The organism is Thalassospira indica (genome assembly GCF_003403095.1).
In the GTDB taxonomy this organism is placed as follows: domain Bacteria; phylum Pseudomonadota; class Alphaproteobacteria; order Rhodospirillales; family Thalassospiraceae; genus Thalassospira; species Thalassospira indica.
Map to the genome: position 1 here is coordinate 3730896 of NZ_CP031555.1, position 17307 is coordinate 3748202.

The 17307-nt window shown below is 56.5% G+C and carries 16 protein-coding genes and 1 pseudogene; 8 read left to right on the forward strand and 9 right to left on the reverse strand.

From position 1 onward, the window contains the following. The first annotated feature begins 19 nt into the window (after positions 1-19). The 4 genes from DY252_RS17530 (at position 20) to DY252_RS17545 (ending at position 3920) form a co-directional block, all read left to right on the forward strand. Positions 20-1003 (forward strand): flagellar biosynthesis protein FlhF, encoded by a 984-nt coding sequence (locus DY252_RS17530; protein ID WP_064788881.1) that lies wholly within the window; start codon positions 20-22, stop codon positions 1001-1003. Then, positions 1000-1788: a MinD/ParA family protein gene (locus tag DY252_RS17535; RefSeq protein ID WP_064788882.1), complete on the forward strand. Its 789-nt coding sequence runs from the start codon at positions 1000-1002 to the stop codon at positions 1786-1788. The genes DY252_RS17530 and DY252_RS17535 overlap by 4 nt, the downstream gene beginning before the upstream one ends. 6 nt (positions 1789-1794) lie before the next feature. Then, complete coding sequence (locus DY252_RS17540; protein ID WP_064788883.1) at positions 1795-3432, forward strand: hypothetical protein; 1638 nt, start codon at positions 1795-1797, stop codon at positions 3430-3432. Positions 3433-3518: 86 nt separating this feature from the next. Next, on the forward strand, positions 3519-3920 hold the full coding sequence (locus tag DY252_RS17545; RefSeq protein ID WP_064788884.1) for a hypothetical protein: 402 nt from the start codon (positions 3519-3521) through the stop codon (positions 3918-3920). Between the two features lie 4 nt (positions 3921-3924). On the opposite strand, the gene DY252_RS17550 is transcribed toward DY252_RS17545, so the two are convergent. The 4 genes from DY252_RS17550 to DY252_RS17565 form a co-directional block, all read right to left on the reverse strand. Beyond that, entirely contained in the window at positions 3925-4479 is a 555-nt protein-coding gene (locus tag DY252_RS17550; RefSeq protein ID WP_064788885.1) for a prolyl hydroxylase family protein, read from the reverse strand. A 142-nt stretch (positions 4480-4621) separates the two neighbouring features. Next, positions 4622-5272 (reverse strand): ATP-binding cassette domain-containing protein, encoded by a 651-nt coding sequence (locus DY252_RS17555; RefSeq protein ID WP_064788886.1) that lies wholly within the window; start codon positions 5270-5272, stop codon positions 4622-4624. Between the two features lie 12 nt (positions 5273-5284). Next, positions 5285-6970: an ABC transporter permease gene (locus tag DY252_RS17560; RefSeq protein ID WP_064788887.1), complete on the reverse strand. Its 1686-nt coding sequence runs from the start codon at positions 6968-6970 to the stop codon at positions 5285-5287. Between the two features lie 6 nt (positions 6971-6976). Then, the gene (locus tag DY252_RS17565; protein ID WP_165374921.1) at positions 6977-8206 is read right to left on the reverse strand and encodes an ABC transporter substrate-binding protein; all 1230 of its coding nucleotides are present in this window, start codon (positions 8204-8206) and stop codon (positions 6977-6979) included. Positions 8207-8413: 207 nt separating this feature from the next. On the opposite strand from DY252_RS17565, the gene DY252_RS17570 reads away from it, so the two are divergent. The 3 genes from DY252_RS17570 to DY252_RS17580 all read left to right on the forward strand — a co-directional run bounded on the left by DY252_RS17570 (position 8414) and on the right by DY252_RS17580 (position 10318). Then, complete coding sequence (locus DY252_RS17570; RefSeq protein WP_064788889.1) at positions 8414-9148, forward strand: TerC family protein; 735 nt, start codon at positions 8414-8416, stop codon at positions 9146-9148. Then, positions 9148-9627, forward strand: coding sequence for a YbaK/EbsC family protein (locus DY252_RS17575; protein WP_064788890.1), 480 nt, complete (start codon positions 9148-9150; stop codon positions 9625-9627). The genes DY252_RS17570 and DY252_RS17575 overlap by 1 nt, the downstream gene beginning before the upstream one ends. A gap of 118 nt (positions 9628-9745) precedes the next feature. Next, positions 9746-10318, forward strand: coding sequence for a hypothetical protein (locus DY252_RS17580; protein WP_064788891.1), 573 nt, complete (start codon positions 9746-9748; stop codon positions 10316-10318). Here DY252_RS17580 and DY252_RS17585 read toward each other — a convergent pair. After that, positions 10311-10739 carry a flagellar export protein FliJ gene (locus DY252_RS17585; protein WP_064788892.1) on the reverse strand — a complete coding sequence of 143 codons (429 nt, stop codon included), beginning with the start codon at positions 10737-10739 and terminating at the stop codon, positions 10311-10313. The two genes, DY252_RS17580 and DY252_RS17585, sit on opposite strands and share 8 nt — an antisense overlap. A 26-nt stretch (positions 10740-10765) precedes the next feature. After that, positions 10766-12352 (reverse strand): flagellar protein export ATPase FliI, encoded by a 1587-nt coding sequence (gene fliI / locus DY252_RS17590; protein WP_064788893.1) that lies wholly within the window; start codon positions 12350-12352, stop codon positions 10766-10768. A 405-nt stretch (positions 12353-12757) separates the two neighbouring features. Between fliI and ctrA the strand changes: the two genes are divergently transcribed. After that, positions 12758-13453, forward strand: coding sequence for a response regulator transcription factor CtrA (gene ctrA, locus DY252_RS17595; RefSeq protein WP_008891622.1), 696 nt, complete (start codon positions 12758-12760; stop codon positions 13451-13453). A gap of 100 nt (positions 13454-13553) precedes the next feature. On the opposite strand, the gene DY252_RS17600 is transcribed toward ctrA, so the two are convergent. From DY252_RS17600 to DY252_RS22740, 3 genes and pseudogenes are all read right to left on the reverse strand, one after another. Then, positions 13554-14201, reverse strand: coding sequence for a methyltransferase family protein (locus DY252_RS17600; RefSeq protein ID WP_064788894.1), 648 nt, complete (start codon positions 14199-14201; stop codon positions 13554-13556). A 609-nt stretch (positions 14202-14810) separates the two neighbouring features. Continuing rightward, positions 14811-15623, reverse strand: a pseudogene (locus tag DY252_RS22570) (CheR family methyltransferase); the annotation flags it as partial. Between the two features lie 9 nt (positions 15624-15632). Beyond that, entirely contained in the window at positions 15633-17294 is a 1662-nt protein-coding gene (locus tag DY252_RS22740; protein ID WP_064788896.1) for a chemotaxis protein CheB, read from the reverse strand. Positions 17295-17307 lie beyond the last annotated feature (13 nt).

Here is a 17307-nt window from a genome sequence, read left to right on the forward strand (position 1 = left end):
ACAAACCGGGGGGAACTGAATGCGTCTTAAGACCTTCACTGCCCCGACCATGACCGAGGCGATGGCGCTCGTTAAAGAGCACATGGGCACCGATGCCATCATCGTATCCACACAGGATATCCCCGGCAGCGGCGTGCGCCTGACGGCCGCCCTTGATCGTGATCCCGACTATGGTGATGACGAGGGCCCGGCGGCCCCCGCCCTTCAGGAACAGCTTGATGCGGTCGAGGCCGCCCTGACGCGGCATAATTTGCCGGAACGGCTTCGTATTCGCCTGTGTGATCTGATGGGGCGCGAAACGGCTGCTGCATCCGAGCAACAATTGCTGGCCGGTGCGCTTGACGAAATCTTTGATTTCTCGCCCCTGCCGGAAAAGAACACGCCGCGCGCGCTGGCCTTCGTTGGCCCGCCGGGATCGGGCAAAACGCTGGCGGTTGCCAAAACCGCGGCACGTGCAGTGATGAAAAAACGCAAAGTTGCTGTTCTTTCAACCGATTACAAACGTGCCGGTGGCATGGCCCAGCTTGAGGCCTTTACGAGAATTCTCAAGATTGATCTGCTTGCGGCGAAATCACCGGACGATCTCAAGGCGCGCTTTGGCGAAATCCGCGAAGCCGATGTCATCCTGATCGATACGGCAAGCTGCAACCCCTATCTTGAAACCGAAATTGGCACGCTTCGTGAATTCATGAAAGCGGTGCCGAGTGAACCGGTGCTGGTGAACCCTGCGGGGATTGATGCCTATGAGGCGGCTGACATTGCCAATGCCTTTGCCGACGGTGGCGCAACACGTGTCGTGATCTCGCGACTTGATGTTGCGGCCCGACTTGGCGGTGCGCTATATGGAGCCGATTCAGGAAATCTTTCCCTTTGTAATGTCAGTATGACAGCCCAGGTTGCGGACGGCCTCACCGCCCTTAGTCCCCTTGCCTTGGCAAAACTTCTGATACCGTCCCATCGCGCTGATACCGCGAAACCGAGCTTCTCCGAGGTCGTGAAATGACTACCAAGTCTGATGCATCACCCAAATCTGCCCCGCGGGCCAAAGGCCGCAATGTCCTTGCAATTGCATCTGGCAAAGGCGGCGTTGGCAAGACCTGGTTTTCCATTACCCTGACCCATGCGATGGTTCTCGAAGGCCACAAGACCCTTTTGTTTGACGGTGACCTTGGCTTGGCGAACATCGACATTCAGCTTGGCCTGATGCCGAAATATGATCTGGGCGGCGTGATTGCCGGGCGGATCAGCCTGAAAGATGCGGTAACCCACTTCCCGGATGGCGATTTTGATATCATTGCCGGGCGCAGCGGGTCAGGCAGTCTTGCCAACCTGCCGGCCACCCGGCTTCAGGCGCTGTCGGACGAATTGCTCCAGACCGGCAAGGAATATGATAAGGTATTGATCGATCTTGGTGCCGGTGTTGATCAGGGCGTGCGTCAGATGACCGGCCTTGCCAATACGGTAATTGTGATTACCAACGGCGATCCGACGTCTTTGACCGACGCCTATGCCTTTATCAAGATCACCCATATGGCCCGCCCGAAAACCGATATCCGGGTGGTGGTCAATATGGCCAAGGACAAGAAAGAAGGTCAGGCGATCTACAACAAGCTTCTCAAGGCGTGCGAGGGCTTCTTGAAAATTTCGCCGCCACTGCTTGGCGTTATTCGTGCGGATTCCAAGGTATCGGAATGCATTCGCAACCAGACGCCGCTTCTGACCCGTCATCCGAACTGCGATGCCGCCCAGGATATAGAGGCAATCGCCCAAACCCTTCTTGAGGAGTAGGTTGTCATGACGCTCCCGCCACAAGCAATATCGCCCGGCCCTGCCGTCGGTGGACATGCTTCGGCGGGTGGTACTGCCGGACAGGCCAATCAGGGTTCGGTCCCGGCACAAATCAATGCAACCGTCACAACCGCCACCCCGCAACAGGTCGCTGCCGCACTGGCAAAGCTCCCGGTCGAAACGTTGTTGCAGGCATCGGTTCAATCGCAATCGGGCAATCAACTGACCCTTGCCACCGCCCTTGGTTCGGTCACGGTCAGGATCCCCACCCCGCTTCCCAGTAATCTCGGCGATCTTCTGTGGGCCCGCATTCCGACAACCAATCCCGGCACCGGACAATCCGCAACGGGCGGCAACCCTGCCGATGGCATGCGTCTGCAACTTCTGCCGCAAACCCTGTCACCGGGGGGATCCGGGGTGACCGGTGCCCTTGCCAGCGGAAATATCGCTGGCAGCAGCCTGACACCCGGTCAGACATTTGGCGCGGTGACGACATCCATCCTGACCATGCCCAATGGCACCCAGCTGCCCGCCGGAAGCCAGACACAGGTCATCTTCCTGGGTCAGGGCACGGTAACCGCACAGCAAGCAGCCAATGCAATGGCGTCCGCCGCCCAAGCCGGATCTGCTGGTTCAGCGGGCATGGCAGGTGGCACGGGCGGAATGGCTGCCGGAATGGGACCAACCGTTGCCGCACAAACAGCCGCCGGGCAGGCCCCCGCTGGCACGTTGATGCTGACCGGGACAGTTTTGCCCCCTGATAGTGCAGAGGCCCGCCTGCTGCCGCAGGGTTTCACAGCCCTTCGCACCTCTGCCGGGATTGTTGGCATCAAATTGCCGGTTCCCGCGCCCACGGGGGCAACCCTGTCATTTAACGTTGATCCATCGGGCGGTGCCAAGGTATCGACATCCATCCCGATGACCGAGGCACAATTGATCGCGCGCGGTCAGGCCGCCGCCCTCACCCATGACTGGGACAGTCTGCACAGGGCGGTTAGCGCCCTTCAGCAACATGATCCCGGTGCAGCACTCAGCATGCTAAATAACATTCCCCAGGCTGGCCCCAAACTGACCACCACGATGATGTTCTTCTTTGCTGCCATGACAGGCCAAGGCGGCAGTTTGCGTGGCTGGCTCGGCGATCGCGCAGCGACCAGCCTGGCCACACTATCCGATACAGACGGTGGCGGGCTTAAACGGCTTGAAGGTGATTTTGCCCAGTTGCGTGCGATGGCAACCGAAGAACGTCCGGATGGCTGGCGCGTGATGGCGATGCCGTTCAATATGGGCGACAAGATCGAACAGCTTCAACTGGGTTGGCGGCATGGCGATCGTGAAAATGATCCCGACAAACCCGATGATCAGGGCACGCGTTTCCTGCTGGATCTGTCTTTCAGTGTGGTGGGTCACACCCAGCTTGACGGTCTGGTGAAGGGCGAGGACAGCAAGTTTGATCTGATTGTCCGCACGGAAAACCCGTTGCAATCCCATAACCGCGATGACATTCGCGGCATCTTCCGCGAGGCCCTTCAAATTGCCGGTTACACCGGCCATATCCTGTTTCAGGATGGGTCGCGTTTTGTCGAAATTGCTCCGGTGCCCGATGGCAAGGACCCGCATTCCCACCACGGGATCGAGGCATAAGCATCATCATTCTGAAATGAATACTTTTCCTGCCTCGGGCGCGGACGTATCCTTGAATTTACCTCTTATGACAACGGTTGGAAGCCATGCTTGAGATTTATCAGCGCCGTAATCTGATCCAGACAGAGCCGAACCCGGGCACAAGGATTGATTATGTCGTTACCCTGCAAAGCAATCTGACCGGTGCCAAGGATGTCTTTCCGGCCCGCCTGACGCTGCGTTATGTGCCCGACCGCCTGATCCTTAAAACCAGCAATCTGGCAGAATATTACGCAGAGATCGCCAGTATCGAGTTCGAGAATTTCGAAGCCGCCGCCGTTCTGTTGATGGATGATTTCAACAACGAACTGGTCCCGCGCTGGATCAGCCTGCGTCTGGACAAACAGACGGCCGATAACGATCAGGTCTTCCACCACGAAACCGCGCTTGAAGACCGCCAGCCGAAATGGGGCAACCCGCGTCTTCTGGATCGTCTCGAACGTTACTGAGCAATCAGCGGAACGGGTTCCCGTGCACCCACTGGGTCAGGGAATAGCGAAGACCCGCCGTGGTCGGCGCTACGCGGTGCAAAACAAAGCTCGGAAAGAAGATCGCGGATCCCCGCGCCATCGGTGCATCGATAAAATGCCCGGCCGGGTTAAGCTGCAATTGTCCGCCGTCATACTGATCAGGCTCGGAAAGCTGGATCACCATGGTCAGTTTGCGACGGCGCGCAACGTCTGATGCGCCAACATCACTGTGCCAGTCATAATGCCCACGCAAATCCCCGGCATAGCATGCAATCTGGGCATCCTCGGCAAACTCGGTCAGGGAAAAGTCAAAGACGTTGCGATTGACCTCGGCAACCAGATCAACAATCCGTCGACAGACAACCGGTTCCTGTTCTTCGTTAAACCAGGTGATTTTGGATCGGCGAATATGGGTCGCGGCCTGCCCCTGTACGAGGCCGCCTTCATCCATCTCGTGGGCAAAGCCATTGATCAGACGGTCACAGGTCGCCGGATCAAGCGCATCCGGGACAATTGCAAACATTTCTTCAGGGAACATTTACGACACTCTCCAGGCCGCACGGGCCTTTTGATTTAACGTCTGGGGCCCAAGATCATTCTTTGCGACAAGATGCTCTTAAGACCAATCATCGCGCGATACCAGAAAATTCAAAACATGTCATCGATCCATGTTCGTGTATCTAGCCACGCAGTTCAATCACCCGCCCACCCGCGGCCGCACAGTCTTCGGGATCGTGGGTTACCATCAGGGTCGGCAGGCTGTTCTTGCGGCAAAGGTCAAACACAAACGACCTGATCTGGGACCGAAGGCCGCTATCGAGTTTTGAAAATGGCTCATCAAGCAACAAGGCACAAGGCTCTGACAACAGAACCCGCATCAGGGCCACCCGCGCGCGCTGCCCGCCTGATAATGTTGCCGGATCACGATCATAAAATCCGTCCATCTCGGCACTGCCAAGGGCTGCCTCAACCCGCGCCCGCCGGTTCGCACGCCCCTTGATATGCGCGGGCAACGCAAAGGCCAGATTGCCGCCCACCGACAGATGCGGAAACAGCAAGTCATCCTGAAACAGAATGCCGACATGGCGGTCTTGTGGTGTCAATCCATCAAGCACCCGGCCATCAAGAACCACCTGACCGGTCACCTCAAACGCATCGGGCAAGGTGCCACAGATATGCCCAAGTAAACTGGATTTCCCCGATCCGCTGGGCCCCATCAGGGTCACAATCTCGCCGGGTGCAATGGTCAGATCGACCGCAACCAGTTCACGCCCGTCAAGGTTTACCCGCACGTCATGTAATTCCAGACCGTTTTTGGCTGCTTCAGGCATGTATCATCCTTATCATCCTTTGTTCTGGGCACCCATGCCGCGCCGGTGACGGAATAAAACCGCCGGGATCAGCAAGGCCAAGGCAAACCCGGCAAATGGCAAAACCATCTGAAACAGGCCATAAATCCCGATCATCCGACGATCCCCGCCCGATGCCAAGGCAACCGCCTCGGTGGTGACGGTGGCAAAGCGCCCTGCCCCGATCAGAAGTGTTGGCAAATACTGCCCGACCGTGACGGCAAGCCCGACCGCGGCGGCGGTTAAAACCGCACGGGTCAATAGCGGCAAACGCACCTGCCAGAACACCCGCGTGGGCGACGCGCCAAGACAAAGGGCAGTTTGCCCATAGCGCGGATCAAGGGCACGAAACGGTTCAGACAGGGATAAAAACACATAGGGTGCGACAAACACCAGATGCCCAAGAACGACCGAGACCAAGGTACGTTCCAGCCCAAGCAGGCTAAAGAATACCTGCAAACCAAACATGAAGCTGATTTGCGGCACCAGAAGCGGTAAATAAATCAAAAACATCGCCCGCCGCCCGGCCGGCTTGCCGGTGCGCACTTCGTTCTCAAGACAGGCCAGAACCAGCGTTACGGCAATCACAACCGCCGGAATACCGATCAGAAGGGTGGTTGTCAGGCTATTGCCAATCGCATCAAGTTCGCGCGCCCAAACACGCAGCGAAAAACCACGCGGCAACAGATCGGGAAACGCCCAGAACCCGGCAACACTCCAGACCAGCAAAACCACAAGCCCAAGAACCACTGTTCCGGCCGCGACCAGCGCCATCACTGCCGATACCCCACGCACAGCACCATCTTGCTTGAACCGTTGGCCATCAATGGCCCAGCGGGCACCAATCACGGCGACAAGCCGCTCGCCCGCAATCCAGATTGCCATGGCCGCGATCACGATCAGCAATTGCAGCGCGGCTGCACTTGATGCCATGAACCGTAAGGCAAGATCGGGATCGGACAACCATCCCAGAATGCGCACCGCAAGCGGGGCCGGTGTTGTCGGGGCCAGAATGATAGCCACATCAACAACCGACGTCGAATAGGCCAGAACCGCCAGAACCGGCAAACGGATCTGTGGATAGATGCGTGGCAATGTTGCCTTGAACCACCCGGCAACCCTGCCATAGCCAAGACTTGCTGTGACCTGCGCCGTGCGATCCGTATCCGCCTGTGGCAGGGCAGACAACGTCATCAGAAAAAGAAACGGGATTTCCTTGGCAACCAGCCCGGCAATCAGGGCAATGCCCCAAGGATCATGGATGATCGCAACATCTGGGGGCCGATCCCAACCGGTAAATTGCGCCACCACCCGAACAAACCAGCCCGATGGCGCAATCAAAAATGCCAGACCAAACGCCGCGGTCGCATGTGGCACCGATAGGATCGGCGAGAGTATCCGTTGCAAGGCGTGAAAAGTGCGTGTGCCCTGCCACGCGGCACAAAACAGCATGACAATCGCAACCGAGACAAAGGTTGCAATCAATCCATTGACCAATGAAAGCCGGATCGAGGCGCCCAAGCCCGGCTGCACCACCAAGGCATGCCAGGGTTCAAGGCTGGGTGTCGTGCCCCCAAGGGCGGGCAATATCCCGAACGCAGGCAAGATTGTTCCGATCAGCCCGGCAGAAACCGGGCCAATCATCAGAACAATCGTCAGGATCGGGATAAATCGCAGCATGCGCGATTATTGCACAACGCCGTAACGCTTCTGCCATTCCGATTCGACAAGCGACATCCAGCTTGGATGCGGTTCCGGCAAGACGGTGCCGCGCTCAGAGGGCGCAAGCGATGCGATGCCCAGATCAAGATTAGCAAACGCTTCCTGCATGTCTTGGGGAAGTTTATCCATCGCCAGAACCGTATCCGCGCCCCAATATTGCGGGTCCTGTTTACGCAGTTGCGCTTCGGGTGACATCAGAAAGTCTGCCAGCACAACCGCGCCTGCCTTGGCCGATGCGTTATAGGGGATGGCGACAAAGTTGGTGTTGCCAAGGGTGCCATTCTCAAACACGTAGGACCGCACGGTATCAGGAAGCTCAAACGCCTCGATCGCCGATGACACTTCGCCAGAACTGAACGAAAAGGCGATATCGACCTCGTTATCGGCCAGAAGGGTGCGCATCGATGCCCCGTTCTGCGGATAGGCCTGACCATCCCGCCACAGAAGCGGCTGCAAGTCTTCAAGATAGCCCCAAAGCGGTGCCAGGGTCGCCTCGGCATCAGTTTCATCGGCGGGCTGTTGCAAAACTTTCGGATCTTTGACCAGTTCTGTCAGGATCTGTTTAAGGAAGGTCGAGCCCATATAGTTTGGCGGCTGCGGATAGGTAAAGCGCCCCGGATGTTTCACCAGCCATTCCAGCAATTGCTGGGCGGATTTCGGGACGGTATCAAGCTTGGCAGTATCGTAATAGAAACTGACCTGCGCCATGCCCCACGGCGCTTCAAGCCCATCGGTCGGCACGGTGAAGTCATTGATCACGGTTGGTTTGCCTTCGACATCGACATAGGCAAAGTTTGGCGTCTGTTCCGCCCACGGTCCGAACAAAAGATCATTGCGCTTCATCGCGGCAAAGTTTTCACCGTTAATCCAGATCATGTCGACCGCACCGCCATCATCGACACCAGCGGTCTTTTCCGACAGAACGCGGGTAACGGCATCGGCGGTATCGGTCAGTTTGACCTGAACGACCTCAACGCCATAGCGTTCACGCACCTGTTCACCGGCCCAGGCGATGTAATCATTAATGCGTGGCTCCCCACCCCAGGCATGCCAGTAAACGGTCTGGCCACGGGCCTGATCCAGAACCGATTGCCAGTTTCCGACATCCGGTGCCGGGTCTGCAAAGGCAGGCGTCGACAACGTCGTCGTCGCAACCCCCACTGCCAGCGCCAAAGCAGAAACGAAAGTGCGCATTTTTGATCGCATCTCGGACAATCCTTTTACCTGATGACCCAAAGCCCTTCCCGCATGCCGGGTGTGGCTGATTGATTGGTTTTATACCCGTCAGTTTTTCAACAGACGGCACATAAAATCAATTCACGCTTGCGTTAGGGGCCTATCAAACACACTTTGTCTGCAACAAGTTGTTCGCTTTTTGCGCCCCTGTTTAGGAAGTTTTCGATGTTTGAATGGATGAATGATCCCAACATGTGGATGGGCCTTGCCACCCTGACCGCGCTCGAAATTGTGCTGGGCATCGACAACATCGTTTTCCTGTCGGTGATTGTGTCGAAACTTCCGCAAAACCAACAGGCATCGGCACGCCGCATCGGTCTTTTGGCTGCAATGGGCATGCGGCTGGGGCTTTTGGCCGGTATCGCATGGGTCATGCAACTGACCTCGCCGCTTTTCGCAGCTTTTGGGCAGGAAATCAGCGGCCGCGATATGATCCTTATTTTTGGTGGTCTGTTCCTGATTGCCAAGGCGTCCAAGGAAATTCATCACACCATTGACGAGCCCGAGGAACACGGTCCGGGCAAAATCATGTCGAGCTTTGCCATGACCATCGTGCAGATCATGTTGCTTGATATGATTTTCTCGCTCGATAGCGTCATCACAGCGGTTGGTCTGGTCGATCATATTTCGATCATGGTGATCGCGGTCATTGCATCGGTACTGGTGATGCTGATGGCGGCCAAGACCATTGGCGACTTTGTCGAACAAAATCCCTCTGTCAAAATGTTAGCGCTATCATTCCTTATTCTGGTAGGGTTTGTGTTGCTGCTTGACGGGGTCGAAATACATGTACCGAAAGGCTACATCTATTTTGCAATGGCCTTTAGCCTGTCGGTCGAGACGCTCAATCTTCTGAACCACAAACGTAAACTCAAACGTCGTGCGCAAGAGAATGGCTGATGAAAAAAGTTGATCCGCCGCTATGTCTGGCAAACGCCTTCATGGAACGCGAACTTGAAAACGTCGACGTATTTGAGTTTCCCGAAGGCACACGCACAGCTGCTGATGCCGCAAACGCCATTGGCTGCGATATCAGCGACATTGGAAAATCACTGGTCTTCATGACCGAGGCATCCCGCCCCATCCTGATCATCATGAATGGTGCCGATCAAGTCGATCTCGACAAGGTCGCCGCCCTGCTGCGTTTATCCGTCCGCAAGGCGGATGCAGCCGAGGTCCGCGAACATACAGGCTACGCCATTGGCGGCGTTCCCCCCTTTGGCCACGCCAAGCCTGTTGAAACGCTGATTGATAAAAAGCTTCTGGCAAAGAAATCCATCTGGCTTGCCGCCGGCACACCCAAAACAGTGTTTGAGCTTAAAACCAGCGACCTCAAGCGCGTAACCGGTATTGAAACCGGCGTTAATATTGCTGTCTGACAACGCCAACGTAGTTTAAATCTTCTCTATTTCAGATTGATTTCTATTCACAAAAACAATCTGAAAAGATATTCCTGAATCGGACCGAGTTTCTGATTTCTACTGGAGTATCAAACAGATGAAGACCGCCATCCAAAAAGCTGCAGCAATTCTGGGCTTGGCACTTTTGAGCGCCTGCGCATCACCGGCCGAGTTCCAGAACATGGTGGTGACCGAAGGCATCGACACTGCCGCGACGCAAAACTCCGCTTTCAAAGACAGCATTGTCGTGAAATCGGTCGATGGCGGCGAAGAAACCAATCCGATGTGGACGTCTGAAATCAGCAGTCAGGCTTTTGAAAAGGCTTTGATCGCATCACTTGAAAACGCGCAGCTGTTGGCAAAGCTTGATGAAAACGCGCCATATCGTTTGCGTGTCACGTTGCTTGAGGTTGACCAGCCCCTGTTTGGCCTGGACCTGACGGTCAAAACCCGCGTTCGGTACGAAATCATCGAAAAGGACAGCGATAAAACTGTTTTCAGTGAAGAAATTCCCGCAACACATACCGCGACCTTTGGCGATTCTCCGTTTGCGATCCAGCGTCTGCGACTGGCAAACGAAGGTTCCGCAAAGAACAATATCGCCGCCTTCATTGAACGCGTTATCGCCGTTTCGCCTGAAATGTCAGGCGAGAACGTAGCGCTTAAATAAGCCCGTCATCGCGTGTCGCCGAACGCATGCCGATTTCGTCAAGTTCATCTTGTTCTTTCTTGTCTTCTTCGGCGCGTTCGGCCTCAAGCCGGTTGCGTTCGGCAATTTCGGCGGTTTTAAATTCCTTGAAGGCGTCAGCGACTTCATCGCGAAATACGTCGATCTTTTCTTCCTGTTCGGCAATCATTTTTTCGATTGCCTCGCGCTCCGCGATCACTGCAGTGGCAAACCCGCCATAGGCAAACCCAGCAAGTTCCGGATTTTCGGCCGCGATCTTTTGTTCGGCCAGCACCGCCTGTTCGAGTGCCTGTTTTTCCGCTTCAAGATTACCCAACACACCAAGCATCTCGCCCAATTGGCGCTGCTTTTCATCAAGCGCCCATTTGCGCATGCGCACCAGTGTTTTGAAATCCTTGGCCATGGGTTACCCCCTAGGGTCCGCGATCATTACGATCCATTCCCTGATGCGTCGTTGCCGCCTTCGCTCAGTGCACGTTTGGCCGCGTTCAGATCCTGTCCATCACGTTGTGACCGGCTGTTAACCTTGGGTCCACGATTGATCTTGGGCCCGATTGACGGCGGTGGTGCCGGACGGGGGGCTGGCATTTCCGGCCCTGCTGCGGGCTGTTGCGGCTTGGCACTTCCCGCTTGCCGCGCCTGTCCCCCCGGTTGTCCTTGGGCAGGGGCAGGCTGTTCGGGTTGCTCGGCCAGCATATCAAGACGCCGGGCCAATTCCAGATATCCCTCATTGAGGCGCGTGCATTCCGTCTTGCGCTGTTTAAGGAATTCCTCGATCAGCGGGAAGTAATGAATGGCCTCGTCGACCTTGGGGTCAGTTCCCTTGCGATAGGCGCCAAGACGGATCAGTTCAGCCATATCATCGTAGGTCGCCAGAAGCTGGCGTGCACGGGCAACAATCTGGTTTTCTTCCTCGTTATTACAGCCCGGCATGGTACGAGACACACTGCGCAGGATATTGATCGCCGGATAACGGCCCTGCTCGGCAATGGCACGGTCCAAAACCACGTGGCCATCCAGGATACCGCGCACCGCATCCGAAATCGGTTCGTTATGGTCATCGCCATCAACCAGAACCGTAAACAGCCCGGTGATCGATCCCTGCCCCGGTCCTCCGGGACCCGCACGTTCCAAAAGACGTGGCAATTCGGCAAATACGGTTGGCGTATAGCCCTTTGATGCCGGCGGCTCGCCCACCGAAAGGCTGATTTCACGTTGCGCCATGGCAAAGCGAGTCACGGAATCCATCATGCACAGCACATCGCGCCCGACATCGCGGAAATATTCCGAAAGCGCCATGGTCATATAGGCCGCCTGGCGGCGCATCAGCGGCGGTTCATCCGATGTCGCAACGACCACGACCGAACGACGCAGACCTTCTTCGCCCAGATCATCCTCGATAAATTCGCGCGCCTCGCGGCCACGTTCGCCAATCAGCCCCACCACCGACACATCCGATGTCGTATGGCGCGTCATCATCGACAGCAAACTTGATTTACCAACACCTGACCCGGCAAAGATGCCCATACGCTGCCCGCGACAGCAGGTCAGAAACGTGTTCATCGCCCGAACGCCGAGATCGATTTTGCCCGCCACGCGTTGGCGCGAATGGGCCGATGGCGGCATGTTGCGGATCGGATAAGGGCGGTTGCCCTCAGACAGCGGACCTTTGCCATCGACCGGCTCGCCAAAGGCATTGACCACACGGCCCAGCCAGCTTTCATCGGGATAGACTTGCGGTTGGGTGTCGCCAAGTTCGACTTCGCAACCGATCCCGATCCCATCCAGAATACCAAACGGCATCAAAAGGGCGCGTTCATTGCGAAAACCGACAACCTCGCAAATCACGGTTTTGCCATCGCGGCGTTTGACCTTGCAGCGGTCGCCAACCGACAACGCACCTTCAACCCCGCCAATCTCTACCAGAAGGCCCAAAACAGCCGTCACCCGGCCAACCACGCGATAGTCGGGAATACGGCGGAGTTCTGCGACGATATTGCGGCCAATCTGAAACACAGGCGGTTCTTTTCAGCGAAAATGGTACAAACAACTCTTGTAACACGGAAATTTGCCCCGCCGAACGGTCAGAGGGGTGGCAAATCGTACCGCGTCGTACCAAATATATAGTCATAATCGGTATTAAAAAGCCGTGTAGACGATTAAATCGATTTTTTTTCGTTGCATAAGGCTTTTGAAATTAACACCGCAAACCGTTGGGAAAACTTGCGTTCCGTCCCCGAGTCGCTTCTTTGAACGAAAAAAAGTTAACAAGTTGCGACTCGCCTGCTTGCCACGAGTCGCAAAGCAACGTATCGTTAACCGAATGGGGAAAATTTCCCAAAGGCCGGCAATCGTTGGGGCGCTTGTCGATCTACCGGATCAACACGGACTTATTGCGGAACACGGTAACGGAGCAGAGACATGCGGGTGCTGCTTGTTGAGGATGACAACACCTATGCTGACAGCATCGAATTGATGCTTAAGTCTGAGGGCATGGTGATTGACACTACCGACCTTGGGGAAGATGGTCTCGAGATCGGCAAGCTTTACGATTATGACATTATTCTTCTGGACCTTATGCTGCCAGATATTGACGGCTACGAGGTCCTGAGACGTTTGCGCGATGCACGCGTCGAAACACCGGTCCTGATCCTGTCGGGTCTGACCGAAACCGAAGACAAGGTCAAAGGCCTTGGCTTTGGCGCAGATGATTATCTGACCAAGCCTTTCGAGAAAACCGAACTTCTGGCACGTGTACAGGCAATTGTTCGCCGTTCACGCGGTCACGCCCAGTCGATGATTTCGACCGGTAAGCTCAACGTCAACCTTGATGCACGCACCGTCGATGTCGATGGCAAACCGCTGCATCTGACCGGCAAGGAATATGGCATTCTTGAACTGCTGTCGCTGCGCAAGGGCACGACACTGACCAAGGAAATGTTCCTCAACCATCTTTATGGTGGTATGGACGAGCCGGAACTCAAGATCATTGACGTCTTTGTCTGCAAACTGCGCAAGAAAATCCAGTCTGCGACCAAGGGCGACAACTATATCCATACGGTTTGGGGCCGGGGCTATGTCCTGCGCGATCCCGACACCAACAGCGCTGCGGCCTAATTTTCGGGAACTTGGTATCAGGCATGCCTGATACCGCCCCAACAGTTGCCGCTATACGAAAAACGCCCCGGTTCATCTCCGGGGCGTTTTTCGTTTCTGATCACGGCAAATAGATCAGCGGATCAACAAGGCCACTGATCTGCAACCGATCAATCAGTTCGAAAATCGGGATCACCATCAGAAAGACCAGCCCATCGCGCAATGTTCGCCACAAAAGATGCGGGCGAACTTCAAGAATCTCGGCATCGCGCCATGCACCAATCCGTGGGCCAAAGCGCGGCACCCGCGCCTTGTAATCTTCAAAGCATGCACCAAAAAGTGTCTCAAGCGCCCTTTCTTCACGCAGGATCACCGGCAAGAACACACCAAACGCCCCTACCCCGAACAACAAGGCAATCAAAAGGCTTCCGGTTTGCGCGCCAATGCCGACTGCGCCGATGAAGCTGAACATATAAAGCGGATTGCGGCTGAGGGAATAGGGGCCGGTATCGGTCAGATCGCGGGCCTTGCGACCGCCGATATAGAGCGTGCACCAGGCCCGCCCGAAAATGGCAATCAGGATCAGGACGATCCCGCCGGTCTCGACCGTTTCATGGGTAAACATCTCCACCTGTGCCAGCGACTGCATAAGCGGAAGCGCACACAGCATCAATAGCGCAATGCCTGCAATGGCAAGCTTGCGGCGGCGCTGGACACGGCGAAGGTCCTGACGCGGTGAGGCGATTGTGTTTGATGGATTTGAGGTCATTGGCCTTCCCGACTTTCAGTTCAACAGAACAGTCGGCAAGAAACCAACTGTCAGCTACTTCTTGTCGTCCGGTTTGCCAAAGCGGGACCGATCAAAGGTCGTGGACGGGCGCGTGGTTCCGCTGGAACCGCTTGTATTGCTGCTTCCTGTCCCCGGCCGCTGTGTCGTACCACCGGCACCAGCACCAGTTCCGGTGCCAAGCGGGCGGCGATAGGTCGAACCAGTGGTATCCGTTGTTCCCGGACGTGTGGTTGAACCTGTACCAGTCGAACCTGACGGTCTGCTGAACGCGCTGCCAGTTGTGCCCGATCCCGTGCTGCCGGTTCCGGTTGTTCCCGGGCGGCTGGTTGACGGGTTGGTGCCAAGCGGGCGCTGGGTCGACGTCGTGCCAAAACCTGAACCTGCGGGGCGGGTTGTTGCCGTCCCTGCTGTTCCGGTTGTTCCTGTTGTCCCGACTGCCGGGCGGGCCGTTGTACCTGTCGTGGTTGCGGCACCGGTTTGCATATGTTTGGGCTTCTGGAAGGCCAAGCCGCCGGGTGCAGCAGCACCGGCCGCACTGGCAGCCCCCGCCTGCGCCTTTTCAAGCGCGGTCAGATCGACTTCCGGTGCCCCCGGACGGTTAAGCTGATAAATGCCCCGTTGACGCGCAAGCGGTTTGAACTTGTCGGAAATGCCCAGAACCGTCTCTGCCCCGCCAAGGAACAGGAAACCGTCATCTGGCATCAAGGCGGAAACACGCGAAAGGACGTCACTTTTGGTCGGTTGATCGAAATAGATCAGCACGTTACGGCAATAGACGACGTCAAACTGCCCAAGCGGTCGGAAATCTTCCAGAAGGTTGAATTCCTTGTACTGCACCTTGGACCGGATATCGGCCGAGATCTGCCACTGGTCTTCCTTCTTTTGGAAGTACTTGACCAGAAGGCCGATCGGAAGGCCCCTTTGGACTTCGAACTGCGAATACAGGCCTGCGCGCGCCTTGGTCAGGATCTCGCGCGAGATGTCGGTCCCGACAATATCAATCCGCCAGCCAGCGAGCTGCGACTTGAATTCATCAAGGATCATCGCCAACGAATAGGGTTCCTGCCCGGAAGAGGCCGCCGCACACCAGATGCGCAGATGTTTTTTCGACGCACGTGTCTTGATCATGTGCGGCAGGACAACATGGCGGAACTGGTCAAACGGTTTGGTATCGCGGAAGAAGAAACTTTCATTGGTCGTCATCGCATCAACGACTTCTTCGACCAGATTGCGGTCGCCACCGCGCAGCGTACCGATCAGCTCCGTCAGGTCCTTGAGACCCCGTTTGCGTGCAATCGGCATCAACCGGCTTTCGAGCAGATAAGTCTTGTCCTGGCTCAGAACGAGCCCGGACTTTGACTTGATCAATCTGCTTACAAACTCGAAGTCATCCGGCTTCATCATTGTGGGTTAACGACCCCCCGCGAATTTTTTGATATAGGCCGCAATCCCACCCACCGGCAAAACCGCAGAACAGATACCGGCATGCGCCGCAGCGCCCGGCATCCCCCATACAACGCTACTCTGCTCGTCCTGTGCCACGACCATGCCCCCCGCATTGACCACGTCACGTCCACCAAGCATACCATCCTGCCCCATTCCGGTAAGTATTGCAGTCAGAATGTTTCCTCCGTAACTCGCGACCAGACTGCGCAACATCGGATCGACCGACGGACGACAGAAATTCTCGGGCGGGTTCTGATTTAACTTCAGATGCCGACTGGCACCACGCCCCTCTACAGTCATGTGGTAATCACCGGGGGCAAGATAAACCTGTCCACCAACAATTGGCATATTGTTTTGTGCTTCCTGACATTTAAGCCCGGTCAGACGGGTGATGTGTTCGGCCAGAATGGTGGTAAAGGTAGCGGGCATATGCTGGGTAATAAAGATCGGCTGGCGCACGCCATTCAGGCCGCGCAACACTTCAAACAAGGCCTGCGGCCCACCGGTCGAGCTGCCAATCGCGATGGCTTCGACATTGATGCGTTTTTCCGGAAGCAGCGTGACGCCACCACGCGCGGACTGGCGTTTTGCCGGGGCGGGTGCGCTTGCCGAACGAACCTGCTGGGCGCGTGCACTTTTTTGCGGCGCGGGTGCGGTTGGCCGTTTGGCCGGCGGTGCCGTTCTTGCGCTGGGTGCTGCTGTGGCGGGGCGTTCCGGCATTTTGGGCACGGTTTTGCCCTGCCCGCCTGCCGCAATGGCCGCATCGCGAATAAGTCTGCCCGGATCGCGTGACGGTGTCGTCGAACGCGCAGCACCACTAGCCGGGTTGGCAACCGGTTTTGCACCTTGCGTTGCGGCGTCCGACGATGCCGGTGTGGCCGGTTGCGGCTTAGGTGCCGGTTGCTGCGGCATCGGCGTCTGGCGCATCTGCGTTGGCTGCGGGCGGTGTTGCTGCATCGGGCGGGGGCGCAATTCGGCGGTAAATCGTTTGCGCTGGATCCGGCCTTGTTTATGAAGCTGCTGATGTTCGACCGACATTTCCGCCCGGAAAGCAGCCGCCTTGCCGCCAGAAGCTGCGTCATCCGGCTCGGATGCCTCGGCATCGGGCGCAGTTGATTTTTCTTCCGGTTCCGGTTCGGGGGCGGCTTGGGCGGCAGCCGCTTCTGCCGCGGCAGCTTCTTCGACCTCAAGCATCTTACGACGCTGTTCAGCCCAGGCTTTCACCTTGTCGAGAAGTTCTTCGCGGAACCCCTCGCCGACATTCAGGTCTTTTGACGAACTTGGCTTGGGGATGTAATCCACAGCCCCAAGCGTCATCGCCTGGAAACTGATATCGGCATTTCGTTTGGTGAGTGTGGACGCCATGATCACGCGGACTGTCGGATCAATCTCCAACAGTTTCGGCAAGGCCGTCAAACCATCCATCACCGGCATTTCGATATCAAGAACAACGGCTTCGATGCCGCCTTTTTCCATGACTGCCAGTGCTTCTTCGCCATTGCTGACCGATCCGACGACTTCGATTTCGGCGTCTTCGGTCATCATACGTGTAACAAGTCCGCGCACGATGGCGGAATCATCCACGATCAGGACTTTGTATGGCGAATGGATGGGCGTTTCTTCCACGTGGTAGCGTCCC